The organism is Auraticoccus cholistanensis (genome assembly GCF_009742705.1).
Taxonomy (GTDB): Bacteria; Actinomycetota; Actinomycetes; order Propionibacteriales; family Propionibacteriaceae; genus Auraticoccus; species Auraticoccus cholistanensis.
In genome coordinates, this window is sequence record NZ_WPCU01000010.1 from 286,370 (window position 1) to 302,397 (window position 16,028).

Consider the following 16,028-nt stretch of genomic DNA (forward strand, 5'->3'; position numbering starts at 1 on the left):
CGTCAGCTCTGGTTGTAGAACCCGCCGACGATGCGCTCCTTGTCCTCGGCCGTGACGTGCACGTTCGGCGGGGACAGCAGGAACACCTTGCTGGTGACGCGTTCAATGCTGCCACGCAGCCCAAAGATCAGCCCAGCGGCGAAGTCGACCAGGCGCTTGGCGTCGACGTCCTCCATCTCGGACAGGTTCATGATGACCGGGACCCCGTCGCGGAAGTGCTCGCCGATGGTGCGGGCCTCGTTGTAGGTGCGGGGGTGCACGGTGATGATCCGGGTCACGTCGGCCTCACGGGAAGCGGGGGTCCTCGCGGCGGTGGCCGCGGGCTCGGGACGGCTGGGGAGCCGGGTGGAGAGGTCGGTCACCCGGGCCGGCTCCTTGGTGGCGGGCGTCCGGGCCGCCGGGGCGGCCGGCACGTCCTCGGTGAGCTCCTGGTCGGCCTCGTCGTCCCACCGGTCGTCGGCGTAGCGGTCGTTCGAGACGAACCCCAACCACTCCGCCGCACGCATCATCCGCCCTGCCATGGCCCTGCCTTTCGTGTCCTGGAGCTGCGCGGTCGAGCCTAGCGCCTCGGGCCCCGTCGACCCCGTCGGCACACGCCGACACGCTCACTCCAGCCAGACGAGTCCGGCCAGCCGGCCGGACGCCTCGCCGTCGCGGCGGTGGCTGTGCAGGTCGGGGTCGGTGCGGGTGCACCCGCCGACCCGGGTGACGTCGACGCCGAGGGTGCCGAGCTCCTGCTCGGCGGCGGCGCCCAGGTCGAGCGAGGGGGTGCCCCAGGACGTCCGGGCCACGGCGGCGGGGTGGGTGGCGGCCGCCTCCTGCTGCATCGGCTCGGGCACCTCGTAGCACCGCCCGCAGACGTGCGGCCCGATCCAGGCCCGGACCGCGGTGGCGCCGCGCCGGCGCAGCGCCTCCAGCGCCCGCGGCAGCACCCCGGCCAGCAGCCCGACGCGACCCGCGTGCACGGCGGCCACCACCCGGGCGGCGGGGTCGGCCAGCAGCACCGGCAGGCAGTCGGCCACCCGGACGCAGAGCGCGACGCGGCCGGCCTCGCGGAGGTCCCCGGCGACCAGCGCGTCGGCCACCGGCAGCGGCGGCTGCCCGGGGACGGAGTCGCCGAGGTGGCCGTGCTCGGGCCAGCGGCGGGCGGTGGCCAGGTCGACCTCGTGCACCCGGGCCGAGTGCACCTGGTGCATGGCCACCACCCGGTCCAGGCCCAGGGTGCGGCGCAGCCGGGTGAAGTTCTCGCGCGCCCCGTCGGGGTCGAGGTCCGTCCGGCCCAGGTCCAGACTGCCCCTCGGGCCCGGGGTCACTCCCCCGTGGCGGTCGGTGAAGGCGACCCGGACGCCGTCGACGGAGTCAGTGAAGCGGAGCACTCACTTGAGGAAGTCGGGGACGTCCAGGTCGTCGTCGGCGGCCGGCGGCGCGGACGGCCGCGGCTGGGGCGCGGGAGGTGCGGTGCGCTCGGGGGCGGGGGCCGGCTGCGGCGCGGCCGGGACCGCGGCCGACACGCCGGGACGGCTGCCGGAGGCCGGGCTGGCGGCCGGCTGCTGGGCCGGCCGGTTCACCGGCACCTGCGGCGTGGGCCGCAGGTCGGCGCTGCGGGTGGTGATGCCCTGCTGGCGCCGGGGCGGGGTGCCGCCCTCGAAGCCGGCGGCGATCACGGTGACCTTGACCTCGTCGCCCAGGGCGTCGTCGATCACGGTGCCGAAGATGATGTTCGCCTCGTCGTGGGCGGCGGCCTCGATCAGGTTCGCCGCGGCCGACACCTCGAACAGTCCCAGGTCGGAGCCGCCGGCGATGGACAGCAGCACGCCGTGGGCGCCGTCGATGCTGGCCTCCAGCAGCGGGGAGGACACGGCGGCCTCGGCGGCCACCCGGGCGCGGTCCTCGCCCCGGGCCTGGCCGATGCCCATCAGCGCCGAGCCGGCGTTGGACATCACCGACTTCACGTCGGCGAAGTCGAGGTTGATCAGACCGGGCGTGGTGATGAGGTCGGTGATGCCCGAGACACCCTGCATCAGCACCTGGTCGGCCTGCTTGAAGGCGTCCAGGATCGCGACGTGGTGGTCGGTCATCTGCAGCAGCTTGTCGTTGGGGATGACGATGAGGGTGTCGACCTCCTCGCGGAGGCGGGCGATGCCCTCGTCGGCCTGGGTCGCCCGGCGGCGGCCCTCGAAGCCGAAGGGGCGGGTGACCACGCCGATGGTCAGCGCGCCCAGCGCCCGGGCGATGCGCGCCACCACGGGGGCGGCGCCGGTGCCGGTGCCACCGCCCTCACCGGCGGTGACGAACACCATGTCGGCGCCCTTGAGGGTGTTCTCCAGCTCCTCGGCGTTGTCCTCGGCGGCCTGGCGGCCCTTGTCCGGGTCGGCGCCGGCGCCGAGGCCGCGGGTCAGGTCGCGGCCGATGTCGACCTTCACGTCGGCGTCGCTCATCAGCATCGCCTGGGCGTCGGTGTTGACCGCGATGAACTCCACGCCCCGCAACCCGGCCTCGATCATCCGGTTCACGGCGTTCACGCCGCCTCCGCCCACACCGACGACCTTGATGATCGCCAGGTAGTTCTGAGAAGGGTTCGACATCAGGCGCTGCCTCTTTCTGGTGGGCACGACAGGCGTCCCGTCAGGCTATGAGAGCCCTCGGGGGGAGTCCAAACAGTGCCCGACGACGCGCGGAGAAGGTCTCAAGGTGAGGTTCAGGGTCAGGGTTCGACCACGCCGGGCCGTCACCGGACGGTGGGGTGCGAGGGCACGGTGACGTTGTAGACCTCGCCCTCCTGCTCCAGCAGCACCACGGCGACCTCGGCCTTGAGGGCGGAGTCGTCGGCGCTGCCCCACTCCACCACACGGTCCTCGGCGAGGTGCAGCTCGATGGTGTCGGCCGAGGCCGTGCCCACCCGCTCCACCTGCTCCAGCAGCGGCGCCGGCAGCGCCCGCACGACGGTGGCCAGGTCGACCAGCAGCTCGTGGCGGTCCTCCGCCGGCACCTCCTCGGCGAGGGTGGCGCGGACGACGCCCTCGGGGAGCTCGGCCACCGTGGTGTAGCCCACCCCCTCGGCGTCGACGAGGGTGAGCTGGCGGCCGCTCCCGGTGGCCAGCACGGGGGTGCGCTCGGTGACCTCCACCCGCAGCGTGGACGGCCAGCCGCGCGACACCTCGACCTCACGCACCGGGGCCAGCCCGGCCACCCGCGCGGCCACGGCGTCGGTGTCCACCCGCGCCAGCGGACGTCCCACGGGCGCGTCGGCCGCCGCGACGACCTGCTCGGCGGTCAGCACCGAGGTGCCCGTCACCTCCACCCGGGTCAGCGCCAGCACCGAGGACCAGCCGACCAGCCAGGTGCCGGCCCCGGCCAGGCCCAGCACGAGCAGCAGCACCAGCACCGGCAGCAGCCGGCGCCGCCGCAGCCGGCGCTGCCGCTGCCGCAGCGCCGGGCGGGCGTCGGTGATCGAGCCGCGGCGGGCGCTCACCGCGGCTCCTGCGCCAGCGCGGTCAGCAGCTCACCCGCCACCTCGGTGACGTCGCCGGCGCCCACGGTCATCACCAGGTCGCCGGGCCGGGCCAGCCCCGCCAGGGTGGGGACGACCTGCTCGCGCCCGGTCACCAGCCGCACGTGCTGCTCGCCCAGCCGGGCGGCGCAGGCGCGCGCCACCAGCTCCGACGTGACCCCGGGCAGCGGCGCCTCGCGGGCGGCGTAGACCTCCATCAGCACCACCTCGTCGGCCAGCGCGAGCGCGTCGCCGAACTCGTCGGCGAAGTCGCGGGTGCGGCTGTACAGGTGGGGCTGGAAGCAGACCACCACGCGTCCTCCGCCGGCGGCGGCCCGGGCGGAGGCCAGCGCCGCCCGCACCTTGGTCGGGTGGTGGGCGTAGTCGTCCACGACCACCACGCCGCCGACCTCGCCGCGGCGCTCGAAGCGCCGGGAGGTGCCCCCGAAGGCGGCGACGCCGGCGAGGGCGCGCTCGTGCTCCACCCCGACCAGCCGGGCCACCGCGTAGGCGGCGGCCGCGTTCAGGGCGTTGTGCCGGCCGGGCAGCGCGAGCCGCAGCCGGCCCTCCTCGGTCCCCCGCCACCGCAGCGTCGCGGTCGTCCCGTCCGGGCCGACGCCGACGTCGGCGACCACCAGGTCGGCCAGCGGGGACTCGCCGTAGAGCACCAGCTCGGGGCCCTCGTCGCCCAGCTCGGAGACCTGCTGGGCCAGTCGGGCGGCCCCGGGGTCGTCGGCGCACAGCACGACGGCGCGGACCTGCGGGGCGGTGGCCAGCCGGCGGAAGCCCTCGGCGTAGGCCTGCGGGGTCCCCCAGTTGTCGAGGTGGTCGGCCTCCACGTTGGTCACCACGACGACCTCGGCCGGGTACTGCAGGAAGGAGCCGTCGCTCTCGTCGGCCTCGACCACCACCAGCTCGCCGCTGCCCAGCGCGGAGCTGGCGCCGCTGGCCAGCAGCGGGGCGCCGACCACGTAGCCGGGGTCGCGGCCGGCCTCGACCAGCGCGGTGGCCACCATCGCCGAGGTGGTGGTCTTGCCGGCGGTGCCGGCCACGGCGATCCCCCGGCGGCCGAGCATCAGCGCACCCAGCGCGGCGCTGCGGTGCCACACCCGCAGCCCCCGGCGGCGGGCCTCCACCAGCTCGGGGTTGTCCTCGGCCACGGCGGTGGAGACCACCACGGTGGAGGCCTGCCCGAGCTGCTCGGCGCGGTGGCCCACGTGCACCCGCACCCCCCGGGCGGCCAGCGCGGCCAGGGTGGCGGAGTCGGCGCGGTCGCTGCCGCTGACCCGGACGCCGAGGTCGGCGTAGAGGGCGGCGATCCCGCTCATCCCCGCCCCGCCCACGGCGACGAAGTGGACGTCGCCGAGCTCGTCGACCGGCACCAGCGGCACCGGCTCGACCAGCCGGCCGGGCGGCGGCGCGGCCGTCACCGACGCCCCGCCGCGAGCTGCAGGACCCGCTCGGCGACGCGGTCGGCCGCGTCCCGGGGCACCAGGTCGCGGCCGCGGGCGGCCATCGCCGCCAACCGGTCGGGGTCGCGCACCAGCGGCACCACCTGGTCCAGCAGCCGCCGCGGGGTGAGCTCGGCGTCGCGCACCACCTGCACCGCGCCGGCGGCCACCAGGGCGTCGGCGTTGCGCTCCTGCTCGCCGTTGCCGTGGGGCAGCGGCACGAACACCCCGGGCAGCCCGACCATCGCGGTCTCCACCACGGTGCCGGCGCCGGAGCGGCCCAGCATCAGGTCGGCGGCGGCGTAGGCCTGCTCCATCGCCTCCACGTAGGCCACCGGCCGGTACCGGGCCCCGCCGGGGGCGTCCACGGCGACGACGTCGGCGCTCATGTTGGCCCGGCCGAGCACGTGCAGCACCGAGACCCCGCGCTCGAGCAGGTCGCCGAGGGCGTCCGCCACGGCCGTGTTGATGCTGCGGGCCCCCTGGGACCCGCCGCTGACCAGCAGCACCGGTCCCTCGGCCGGCAGGTCGAACAGCGCCCGCGCGGCGGCCCGGCCGGCGGCCCGGTCCAGCCCGGAGATGGCCCGGCGCACGGGCATGCCGACGTACTCGGCCCCGCGCAGCGGGGTGTCGGGGAAGGCGGTGAGCACGGCGGCGGCGAACCGGCTGGCGACCCGGTTGGCCAGCCCCGGCACGGCGTTGCCCTCGTGCACCACGACGGGGGTCCGCAGCCGTCGCGCGGCCAGGTAGACCGGCATCGAGACGTAGCCCCCGAAGCCCACCACCACGTCGGCGCGGCGCTCCCGCAGCACCTGGGCGGCGGCGCCGACCGCGGCGGCCAGCCGGTGCGGCACCCGCAGCAGGTCCGGGGTGGGCCGGCGCGGCATCGGCACCGGCGGGACCAGGTCCAGCTCGATCCCGGCGGCCGGCACCACGGTGGTCTCCAACCCGCGGGCGGTCCCCACGGCCGACACGGCGCCGGCCGGGTCGAGCTCGCGCAGGGCCTGCGCGGTGGCGATCAACGGGGAGGTGTGCCCGGCGGACCCCCCGCCGGCGAGAACCACGTGCGTCATCGGTGCTGCCTCGTTCCTGTCCTGCTCGTCCGCTGGTGGGCGCTGGGTGGTGGCGCGGACGCGCTCACCGGCGCCGGCTGCCGATCACGGCCGTCATCCGCGGGCGCGGGTCACCGCGGCGCTGGCGGGCCAGCAGCCGGCGGGCCGCCGGCTCGTGGCGGGCGCACGCCAGCAGCAGGCCGAGGGCGGCCAGGTTGGTCAGCATCGACGCCCCGCCGTAGGAGACGAACGGCAGCGGGACGCCCATCACCGGCAGCAGCCGCAGCACCACGGCCAGGTTGATCAGCGCCTGGCTGAGGAACCACGCCGTGATCCCGGCGGCCAGCATCGAGCAGAAGGTGGAGTCCGAGCGCAGCGCGACCCGCAGCCCGGCGTAGCCCAGTACGCTGAACAGCGCCAGCACGGTGAGCGTGCCCACCAGGCCCAGCTCCTCGCCGATGATGGCGAAGACGAAGTCGGTGTGGGCCTCGACCAGACCGCCGAACTTCTGCCGGGACGCCCCCAGGCCCAGCCCCCACCAGCCGCCGGAGGCCAGCGCCCAGACGCCGAGCGTGGGCTGCATGGCCACCCCCTCGGTGTCGACCGAGGGGTTGAGGAAGCTGACGAAGCGGCGGACCCGGTTGGGGCTGCTGACCACCATCGCCGCCGCCCCCGCGGCCGCGGCCAGACCCAGCACGACCAGCACCCGCACCGGCGTGCCGACCATCCACAGGATGCCGAAGACGATGGCGGCCATCACCACCGCGGTGCCGAGGTCGCCGCCGAGCAGGGTCAGCCCGACCAGCACGCCGACCATGGGCAGGAAGGGCACCAGCAGGTGCCGCGGCTGGTCGAGCAGCGGCTCCTTGCGCGCCAGCACGTCCGCACCCCACAGCACGATCGCCAGCTTGGCCAGCTCCGAGGGCTGGATGTTGAAGAAGTCCAGGCCCGGGATGGCGACCCAGTTGGTGTTGCCGTTCACCTCGACGCCGAGCGGGGTGAACAGCAGCAGCAGCAGGACCACCGCCAGGAACCAGACCACCCAGGCCAGCACCCGCAGCCAGGCCAGCGGGCGCCGCGAGAGCACCCAGGCGCCGACCAGGCCGAGGCCGAGGAAGGCCACCTGGCGCTTGACGAAGAAGTAGGGGTCGTCGTAGTCCGCCAGGCCGAGGACGCTGGAGGCCGACAGCACCATCATCGTGCCCAGCACCAGCAGCAGGCCGGAGGAGACCAGGATCAGCCAGTAGCTCGCCATCGGGTGCGCCAGGGCCTGCCGGATGGAGGCCAGCGAGCCGCTCCCCCGCCCCGGCGCGGGCGGCGGTGCGGGTGACCGGGACGACGGTGAGGACAGGATCGCCACGCTCACTCCTCCGCGTCGAGTCGACCGACGGCCTCGGCGAAGGCGTCGCCGCGGGCGGCGTAGCCGGCGAACATGTCGAAGCTCGCGCACCCGGGGGCCAGCAGCACGGTGTCGCCGGGTCGGGCCAGCTGCGCGGCTGCCCCGACCACCTCCTGCATGGCCCCAGTGTGCGGCGTCGCCACCTCGATCACCGGCACATCGGGTGCGTGTCGGGCCAGCGCGGCGGCGATGACCGCGCGGTCCACCCCCATCAGCACGACCCCGCGCAGCCGGTCGCGGTGCCGCCGGACCAGGTCGTCGAAGGTGGTGCCCTTGGCCTGTCCGCCGGCCACCCAGACCACCGGATCGAAGGCGGCCAGGCTGGCCTCGGCGGCGTGCGGGTTGGTGGCCTTGGAGTCGTCGACCCAGCGCACCCCCGAGCGCTCGGCCACGGTCTGGATGCGGTGCCCCTCCAGCCGCAGCGAGCGCAGCCCGTCGCGGACCGCGGTGGCCGGGACGCCGAAGGAGCGGGCCAGCGCGGCGGCGGCCAGCGCGTTGGCCACGTTGTGCGGAGCCAGCGGCTGGACGTCCTCGACCCGGGCCAGCTCGAGGGCGGAGTCGCGCCGCTGCTCGATGAAGGCGCGGTCGACCAGCAGGTCGTCCACCACCCCCAGCATCGACGGCGCCGGCACGCCGAGGGTGAAGCCGATGGCCCGCGCCCCCTCGGTGACGTCGGCCTCCTCCACCATCCGCTCGGTTGCGGGGTCGGCCACGTTGTAGACGCAGGAGTGGGTGACCCGCTCGTAGATCAGCGCCTTGTCGGCGGCGTAGGCGGCCATCGGGTCGGGCCCGGTGCTCCCCGGGGCGCCCGCGTCGGCGTACCACTCCAGGTGGTCGGGCTGCAGGTTGAGCACCGCGGCGGAGTGCATCTGCAGCGTGCTCGACCAGTGCAGCTGGAAGCTGGACAGCTCGACGGCGATCACGTCGTAGGGCTCGGGGTCGAGCACGGCCTCCATCACGGGACGGCCGACGTTGCCGAAGGCGCCGGTCCGCAGCCCGGCGGCGCTGAGCATGGACTCCAGCATCTGCACGGTGGTCGTCTTGCCGTTGGTGCCGGTGACGGCCAGCCACGGGACCTGCTTCGCCGGCCGGCTCAGCCGCCAGGCCAGCTCGACCTCGCCCCAGACCGGGATGCCGCGCTCGGCGGCCTGCCGCAGCAGCGGCGTGGAGGGCCGCCAGCCGGGCGAGGTGACCACCAGGTCGACGTCATCGGGCAGCGTGGCGGTGCTGCCCGGGCCGAGCCGGACGTCGGCCTCCAGCGTCTCCAGCAGGGTGCCCCGCTCGGCGTTGACGCCCGAGTCGGACTCGTCCACCACCTGCACCCGGGCGCCGAACTCGAGCAGGCCGTCCGCGGCGGCGAACCCCGAGGTGCCCAGCCCGGCGACCAGCACCCTGGCCTGCGGCCAGGGCGAGCGCCCGTCGGCCCCGGCGATCCAGTCCAGCCCGCTCACGCGTCCTCCCCCGTGCCCGCCGTCCCCACGGCCTCCTCCTCGGTGCTCGCTGCGCCCGCAGCGCAGAACCCGGTGCTCGCTGCGCTCACAGGCCCGCCACCCACTCGGTGTAGAAGATCCCCAGCCCGCCGGCGGTGCACAGCCCGCAGACGATCCAGAACCGGATCACGATGGTGATCTCGGCCCAGCCGATGAGCTCGAAGTGGTGCTGCAGCGGCGCCATTTTGAACAGCCGCCTGCCCTTGGTCAGCTTGAACCAGCCGACCTGCAGGATCACCGAGAGGGTGATGATGACGAAGAGCCCGCCCAGCACCACGAGCAGCAGCTCGGTGCGGGTCATGATCGCCATGCCGGCCAGCGCGCCGCCCAGCGAGAGCGAGCCCGAGTCGCCCATGAAGATCTTGGCCGGGGAGGCGTTCCACCACAGGAAGCCGAAGCAGGCCCCGGCCAGCGACAGCGCCACCACGGCCAGGTCGTAGGGGTCGCGGACCTCGTAGCACTTGGCGTTGGCGGTGGCCACGTAGGCGCAGCTCTGGTTGTACTGCCAGATGTTGATGATGGCGTAGGCGGCGAAGACCATCGCGCTGGCCCCGGTGGCCAGCCCGTCCAGCCCGTCGGTCAGGTTGACCGCGTTGCTGGCGCCGGCGATGAGCAGCATGAACCAGACCACGGCCAGCGGCAGCACCAGGTGCAGCGGCTGCAGGTCGCGGAGGAAGGAGACGAACTGCGAGGCGGGGGTCAGCCCCCGCTCGTCGGGGAACTGCAGGGCGGCGACCCCGAAGGTGACCGCCACCAGCCCCTGCCCGATCAGCTTGGCCTTGCTGTTCAGCCCCAGCGAACGCTGCCGGGAGATCTTGATCCAGTCGTCGAGGAAGCCGACCACGCCCAGCCCGACGAACAGGTAGAGCAGCAGCAGCGCCGAGGCGGTCGGCGGCGTCCAGGTGATCAGGTGCGCCAGCAGGTAGGCCAGCACCACCGCGGCCATGATGACCAGCCCGCCCATGGTGGGGGTGCCGCGCTTGGTGTGGTGGGCGGTCGGCCCGTCGTCGCGGATGAACTGCCCGTAGCCCTTGCGGACGAGGACCCCGATGGCCACCCGGGTGCCGAGCAGCGTGCCCAGCATGGCCAGCCCGCCGGCCAGCAGGATCGTCTTCACGTGCTCTCTCCAGTCGGGGGCGTGCTCCCACCCCGGGCCAGCGCGCTCGCCACCGTCTGCAGCTCGCACGCCCGGGATGCCTTGACCAGGACCACGTCGCCGGGCGAGAGCCGCCCCGTCAGCAGCGCGACCACCTCGTCCCTGGTCCCCAGCACGGTAGCCGCCGCGTCGCCCGGCGCCGAATCCGCGCCCTCGGCGAAGCCCGCGGCCAGGTCGTCGGCGTGCGCCCCGATCGCCACCAGCTCCGCACCGGCCGCGGCCGCCAGCGCCCCCAGCGCCCGGTGCTCCTGCTGCGCCACCTCACCCAGCTCCAGCATGTCGCCCAGCACGGCCACCAGCCGGGCGCCGGGGTGGCGCGTGCGGGACTCGGTCACGAGCTCGGTGGCGGCGGCCAGGGCGGCGCGCATCGAGTCCGGGTTGGCGTTGTAGGCGTCGTTGAGCACCAGCACCCCGTCGGGACGCTCGGTGAGCTCCATCCGCCAGTGCGAGCGGGGGCCGGCGGCGCTCAGCGAGGCGGCGACCTCGGCCAGCCCCACCCCGACGGCCAGCGCGGCCGCCGCGGCCGCGACCGCGTTGGCCACCTGGTGGCGTCCCAGCCCGGCCAGCGTCACCGGGGCGGAGCGCTCCCCCAGCTCGTCGGCGCAGCGGAGCAGGAAGCGGTAGCGGCCCGCGCCGGCGGGGGCGACCTGCTCGGCCCACACCTGGCGGTCGGCGGCCGGCGGGCGGGCGTCCACGGCGAACAGCGAGATCTGCGCCGACGTCCGCTCCCGCATGCCCAGCACCCGGTGGTCGTCGGCGTTGAGGACCGCCCAGCCGGAGGCCGGCAGGGACTCGACCAGCTCGCCCTTGGCGGTGGCCACCGCGTCCCGGTCGCCGAACTCGCCGAGGTGGGCGGTGCCGACGTTGAGCACCACGCCGACGTGGGGCGGGGTGAGCTGGCACAGGTAGCGGATGTGGCCGATGCCGCGGGCGCCCATCTCGCTGACCAGGTAGCGGGTGCCGTCCTCGACCCGGGTGGCGGTCAGCGGGACGCCGACCTCGGTGTTGAGGGAGTTGGGCGGGGACACGCAGGGGCCGGCGTCCTCCAGCACCTGCGCGAGCAGGTCCTTGGTGGAGGTCTTGCCCGAGGACCCGGTGATGCCCACCACCGTCAGGCCCGGGGTGCCGAGCACGACCGCGCGGCCCAGCCGGCCCAGGCCCGCGGCGACGTCATCGACGACGACGGTGGGCAGCTCGGTGGGTCGCGAGCCCAGCACGGCCACCGCCCCGGCGGCCGCGGCGGCGAGCACGTAGTCGTGGCCGTCGGCGTGCTCGCCGGGCAGCGCCACGAACAGGGCGCCGGGGGTGGCCCGGCGGGAGTCGGTCACCACGTCGGGCCCGACGGAGAGCCGGCCGCCGTCGGCCGGCTCGCGGCCCTCGGGCCAGACCACCCGGCCGCCGACCTGCTCGGCCAGCTCGTCAACGCTGCGTCGTCGCACGACCGCCACCTCCCGTTGCCTGGACGGTGCCGAGGACCAGCTCGGTCACCACCTGCGCGTCGTCGAAGGGCGTGACCACGCCGCCGACCTCCTGACCCGTCTCGTGCCCCTTGCCCAGCACCGCGACCACGTCACCGGGACGGGCCAGGTCGAGCGCCAGCCGCAGCGCCGACCGGCGGTCGCCGCCGTCGTGCACCTCACGGGCCCGAGCGACCGGCAGCGCGCGGGCGCCGGCCAGCACCTCGGCGCGGATGGCCGCGGGGTCCTCGCTGCGGGGGTTGTCGTCGGTGACGACCACGACGTCGGCCAGCCGGGCGCCGGCCTCGCCCATCGGGCGCCGCTTGGCCCGGTCGCGGTCGCCGCCGCAGCCGAAGACGGCCACCAGCCGGCCCGGGTGCCCGGCGGCGTCGAGGTCGGCGCGGAGCGCGGCCAGGGTGGCCTCCACCGCCTGCGGGGTGTGGGCGAAGTCGACCACCACGCCGGGCGAGCCCTCGGGCAGCGGCAGCCGCTGCATCCGTCCCGGCACCACGACATCGGCCAGCCCGGCGGCAGCGGCCGCCACGTCGAGGCCGAGCGCGTCGAGCATGGCCAGCGCCAGCACGGCGTTGGAGACGTTGTAGCTGCCGGGCAGGGCCAGGGTGACCGGCCAGCGGCCCCGCGGACCGACCAGCACGAACGACGTCGCCGCCGGGCCGGGACGCACCTCCTCGGCGGTCCAGTCGGCCCCCGGCGCCAGCCCGGTGGTGGTCACCGGCACACCCGCGGCGCCGGCGCGGCGGACGATCTCCGCGCCCGCCGGGGAGTCCAGGCAGACCACGGCGCGGCGGGTGTGGTCGGGGGTGAACAGCTGCGCCTTGGCGGCCAGGTACTCGGCCATGTCGGCGTGGAAGTCCAGGTGGTCCTGGCCGAGGTTGGTGAAGCCGGCCACGTCGAAGACGACCGGCTCGGTCCGCCGCAGCACCAGCGCGTGGGAGGAGACCTCCATCGCGACCGCGTCCGCGCCGCGCCCGGCCACCGCGGCCAGCAGGGCCTGCAGGTCCGGCGCCTCGGGGGTGGTGACCGTCGTCCGCGGTCCGCGCAGCGGCTGCCCGGCCACCGTGAAGCCGAGGGTGCCGATGGTGGCGGGGACGGCACCGGTCGCCCGCAGCGCGGCGGCCAGCAGCACCGTGGTGGTGGTCTTGCCGTTGGTGCCGGTGACCGCCAGCATGCGGAGCCGCTCGGCGGGGTGCTGGTAGAGGGCGGCGGCCAGCCGGGCGGTGGCCGCACGCGGGTCCTCGGCCACCAGCAGGGCCACCTCGTCCCCGACCCCGGCCGCCAGCTCGGCGCCCTCCCGGTCGGTCAGCAGCGCGACCGCGCCGCGGCCGACGGCCTCGCCGGCGTGGCGGGCGCCGTGGGTGCGCTGCCCGGGCAGCGCGGCGTACAGGTCGCCCGGGCGCACCTGGCGGGAGTCCAGCGTCACACCGCTGACCCGGCTGCGGCCGGGTCGCAGCACGTGGAGCCCCGCACCCAGCTCCGCCGCCAGCTCCTCGACCGGGCGAGGTGCGGCGGCGGCTGGGCGGAGCTCGGTCAGCGGGTCGGGCACGGCACCGACCGTACCGATTCGGGCCCCCCGGACGCCGCTGGCGACGCCGTGCCTTCGCTCACCACGTCAGCCGACCCTCGTAGGCGGGGGTGGTGGAGGGCCGGATCGCGTAGCGCTGCAGGGCCAGCTGGGTCAGGTCCTTGTACACCGGTCCGGCCACCACCGAGCCGTAGCGGCCGCTGGCGGGCCGGTCGATCTGGACGAAGGTGACGATCTGCGGGTCCTCGGCGGGGGCGAAGCCCATGTAGCCGGAGGTGTAGCCGCGGTAGCAGTTGCACCCGGAGTCGAAGCGCTCGGCGGTGGCGGTCTTGCCGCCGGTGCGGTAGGAGTCCAGCTGCACCGAGACGCCGGTGCCACCCTCGCCCGTCACCGCCTCCATCATCTGCGCGATCTGGGTGGAGGCCTCGGGCGAGATCACCCGGCGCGGCTCCCCCCGCGGCACCTCGACCGGTTCCCCGTCCTTGTCGGTGGCCGACCTGATCACCGTGGGCGGGTTGTACACCCCGCCGTTGAGGATCCCCGCCACCGCGGCGGTGTACTGGATCGGCGTGACCGACAGGCCCTGGCCGAAGGAGATCTGGTCGAAGGTGTAGTCCTCCATGTCCGGCCCGGGGACGAAGCCGGTGGCCTCGCCGGGAAGCTCGATCCCGGTCCGGGCGCCCAGCCCGAACGAGCGCAGGTAGCGGGCCAGGTCCTCCTTCGACATGTCCCGGCTCAGCATCACGGTGCCGGTGTTGGCCGACTTCGCCAGCACGCCGGTGGCGGTCAGCCTCGCCCCGGTGTAGTCGTCGGCGTCGGTGATCCTGCCGTCGCCGGAGGCGACCGAGGTGGGGATGGTGACCTTGGTCTCGGGGGTGATCAGGCCGGCGTCCAGCAGCGCCGCGAAGGTCAGCACCTTCTGCACGCTGCCGGGCTCGAGGGCGTCGGTGACGGCCCGGTTGCCCAGGTCCTCGGGGTCGGCCTCCCCCGGCTGCGCGGCGTCGAAGCTCGGGTAGTTCGCCATGGCCAGCACCTCGCCGGTGCGGACGTTCATCATCACCACGGTCCCGGACGCGGCGTCGGCCTTCTCGACCTCCTGGGCCAGCCGGCGCTCGGCCATCCACTGCAGCTCGGAGTCGATGGTGAGCTGGTAGCTGGTGCCGTTCACCGCGGGGGTGATCTCCTGGGTGCCCAGCGGGATCTTGTTGCCCTGGGCGTCGCGCTCGTAGACCTCCGAGCCCTCCACGCCGGCCAGCTCGCGGTTCATCGAGTACTCGAAGCCGGCCGCGCCCTCGTTCTCGCCGTTGACGAAGCCGACCACGTTGGCCGCCACGGTGCCGCCCGGGTAGGTGCGGATCGGGTTGCTCTCGCGGAACACCCCGTACAGCCCCCGCTCCTGCAGGTCCACCGCCAGCCGCTGGTAGGTGGCCGAGGGCACCTTGCGGGCCAGGTAGACGAAGCGCGTGCCCTCGCGGGTCAGCGGCTCCAGGTAGTCCGCCGGCTCCCCGCCCAGGTGGGCGACCAGCACGTCGGCGATCTCGGCGGCGTCCTCGGTGGTGTGGGTCGGGTCGGCGGTGACGTCCACCGCGGTCTCGCTGCGCGCCAGCACCAGACCGTTGCGGTCGGTGATGGTGCCCCGGGACGGGTGCAGCGTCATCGTGTACTGCATCTTCTCCGCCGCGGACTGGGCGTAGGCCGAGGAGTCCAGCGCCTGCAGCTGGAAGAGCCGGCCGGCGCACAGCGAGACGAGCACGGCCATCGCGATCAGCACCACCCGGATCCGCAGCGCGCTGCGGCCGAGCTTGAGCCGCACCGGCTCCCGCGGCGGGGCGGGCGGGCGCGGCGGGCGGCGCGGGGCCGGACGCTGCTGGACCGGGCGCTGCCGCGAGGAGGCCTGCGGGGAGGGGCTGCGACGTGCGGCCGGGCGCGGCGCCGGACGGCTCTCCTGCACCGGCCGGCGACGGGGTGCGGGCCGGGCCTGCTCGGGTCGGGCCTGCTCGGGTCGGGCCTGCCCGGGCCTGGTCCGCTCTGGCCGGGCCTGCTCGGGCCTGGTCTGCTCGGGCTGGGGGCGGGCGCTGCGCCGGCCGTCGCCCGGACCCGGGCGGGCGGAGGCCGCGGAGCGCGGACCGGGGGCCGGACGGGGGCGTCGGCTGGGGTGGGGGCGGCGCTCAGTCACCCTGCTCCTCCTGCTCCTTCTGCTCCTTCTTGTCCTGCTCCTTCTCGTCCTGCTCCTTCTTGTCCTGCTTCTCCTGCTCGGCCCGCTGCTCCTGCTCGGCCCGCCGGCGCTCGGCCTCCCGCTCGCGCTCCCGCTGCTCCGCGGCCCGTTCCTCCGCGGCGCGCTGCTCGGCGGCGGCCTGCTCGCGGGCGACCTGGGCGTCGGACTTGGTGACCAGGCTGGTCATCTCCTTGCCCTCCACCGGCCGGGGGTCGCCCAGCACCTCACCGGTCTCCAGGTCGATGAAGGCCGGGTAGGGGTTCGGGCGCATCCCCAGGTCGGAGGCCTTGGTGGCGAGGTCGGCCGGGGACTCGGCCTGGTCCAGCCGGGTCTTCAGCTCGGCCTCGGTGTAGGAGAGCGTCGTCAGCTGCTGCTCCAGCGCCCGCACCTCGACGGCGTTGGTCTGCACCGTGGTGTTGAGCACCAGCAGACCCACCATGCCGAGCCCCAGCACGGCCGCCAGCACCAGCAGGAAGGGCACCCGGGCCAGCCGCGGCACCGCGCTGGGGACGGGACGCAGGTGCCGCGCGGACCGGGGCCCGGGCCCCGGACGGCGCAGCCCGGGAACGTTCAGCAGCGCGCTCACGCGTCCTCCTTGATGCGTTCGGCGGCCCGGAGCCGGGCCGAGGCGGAACGGGGGTTGGTGGCGATCTCGTCCGGCCCGGGCTTCTCCGCACCGCGGGTCAGCAGCCGCAGCCGGGGACGCAGCGCCTCGGGCACCACCGGCAGGTTCGGCGGGGCGGTGTCGGTGGCGGCGGCGGCCAGCACCTGCTTG

General features: G+C 75.4%; 14 protein-coding genes. All 14 read right to left on the minus strand.

The features are described from left to right. Positions 1–2: 2 nt before the first annotated feature. Positions 3–521, minus strand: coding sequence for a cell division protein SepF (locus GC722_RS14845; protein WP_156611450.1), 519 nt, complete (start codon positions 519–521; stop codon positions 3–5). A gap of 84 nt (positions 522–605) precedes the next feature. Further along, entirely contained in the window at positions 606–1,376 is a 771-nt protein-coding gene (locus GC722_RS14850) for a polyphenol oxidase family protein (RefSeq protein WP_331714892.1), read from the minus strand. Next, complete coding sequence (gene ftsZ / locus GC722_RS14855) at positions 1,377–2,585, minus strand: cell division protein FtsZ (protein WP_156611451.1); 1,209 nt, start codon at positions 2,583–2,585, stop codon at positions 1,377–1,379. Between the two features lie 143 nt (positions 2,586–2,728). After that, positions 2,729–3,472 (minus strand): cell division protein FtsQ/DivIB, encoded by a 744-nt coding sequence (locus tag GC722_RS14860; RefSeq protein ID WP_156611454.1) that lies wholly within the window; start codon positions 3,470–3,472, stop codon positions 2,729–2,731. After that, positions 3,469–4,920, minus strand: a complete 1,452-nt coding sequence (murC, locus tag GC722_RS14865) for a UDP-N-acetylmuramate--L-alanine ligase (protein WP_331714893.1) — start codon at positions 4,918–4,920, stop codon at positions 3,469–3,471. The genes GC722_RS14860 and murC overlap by 4 nt, the downstream gene beginning before the upstream one ends. After that, a complete protein-coding gene (murG, locus tag GC722_RS14870; RefSeq protein WP_156611456.1) occupies positions 4,917–6,014 on the minus strand; it encodes an undecaprenyldiphospho-muramoylpentapeptide beta-N-acetylglucosaminyltransferase in 1,098 nt (365 codons plus the stop codon). Before murG ends, murC begins: the two co-directional genes overlap by 4 nt. 64 nt (positions 6,015–6,078) lie before the next feature. After that, the gene (gene ftsW, locus GC722_RS14875) at positions 6,079–7,353 is read right to left on the minus strand and encodes a putative lipid II flippase FtsW (protein WP_331714894.1); all 1,275 of its coding nucleotides are present in this window, start codon (positions 7,351–7,353) and stop codon (positions 6,079–6,081) included. Between the two features lie 2 nt (positions 7,354–7,355). Further along, positions 7,356–8,843 carry a UDP-N-acetylmuramoyl-L-alanine--D-glutamate ligase gene (gene murD / locus GC722_RS14880; RefSeq protein ID WP_331714895.1) on the minus strand — a complete coding sequence of 496 codons (1,488 nt, stop codon included), beginning with the start codon at positions 8,841–8,843 and terminating at the stop codon, positions 7,356–7,358. A gap of 85 nt (positions 8,844–8,928) precedes the next feature. Further along, the gene (gene mraY / locus GC722_RS14885) at positions 8,929–9,999 is read right to left on the minus strand and encodes a phospho-N-acetylmuramoyl-pentapeptide-transferase (RefSeq protein WP_331714896.1); all 1,071 of its coding nucleotides are present in this window, start codon (positions 9,997–9,999) and stop codon (positions 8,929–8,931) included. Next, complete coding sequence (locus tag GC722_RS14890; RefSeq protein ID WP_156611458.1) at positions 9,996–11,477, minus strand: UDP-N-acetylmuramoyl-tripeptide--D-alanyl-D-alanine ligase; 1,482 nt, start codon at positions 11,475–11,477, stop codon at positions 9,996–9,998. Before GC722_RS14890 ends, mraY begins: the two co-directional genes overlap by 4 nt. Continuing rightward, positions 11,458–13,059, minus strand: coding sequence for a UDP-N-acetylmuramoyl-L-alanyl-D-glutamate--2,6-diaminopimelate ligase (locus tag GC722_RS14895; RefSeq protein ID WP_331714897.1), 1,602 nt, complete (start codon positions 13,057–13,059; stop codon positions 11,458–11,460). Before GC722_RS14895 ends, GC722_RS14890 begins: the two co-directional genes overlap by 20 nt. Positions 13,060–13,117: 58 nt before the next feature. Then, positions 13,118–15,214 carry a peptidoglycan D,D-transpeptidase FtsI family protein gene (locus GC722_RS14900; protein WP_331714898.1) on the minus strand — a complete coding sequence of 699 codons (2,097 nt, stop codon included), beginning with the start codon at positions 15,212–15,214 and terminating at the stop codon, positions 13,118–13,120. Continuing rightward, positions 15,207–15,839: a hypothetical protein gene (locus GC722_RS14905; protein WP_156611461.1), complete on the minus strand. Its 633-nt coding sequence runs from the start codon at positions 15,837–15,839 to the stop codon at positions 15,207–15,209. The genes GC722_RS14900 and GC722_RS14905 overlap by 8 nt, the downstream gene beginning before the upstream one ends. Beyond that, positions 15,836–16,028, minus strand: a 193-nt coding sequence (gene mraW, locus GC722_RS18585; protein WP_231747887.1) for a 16S rRNA (cytosine(1402)-N(4))-methyltransferase, incomplete at its 5' end; no start/stop codon positions are given. The genes mraW and GC722_RS14905, both read right to left, overlap by 4 nt.

Coding starts and splice junctions, on each gene's coding strand:
- GC722_RS14845 (WP_156611450.1), bottom strand. CDS start 521: ATGGCAGGGCGGATGATGCGTGCGGCGGAGTGGTTGGGGTTCGTCTCG.
- ftsZ (WP_156611451.1), bottom strand. CDS start 2,585: ATGTCGAACCCTTCTCAGAACTACCTGGCGATCATCAAGGTCGTCGGT.
- murG (WP_156611456.1), bottom strand. CDS start 6,014: ATGACGCACGTGGTTCTCGCCGGCGGGGGGTCCGCCGGGCACACCTCC.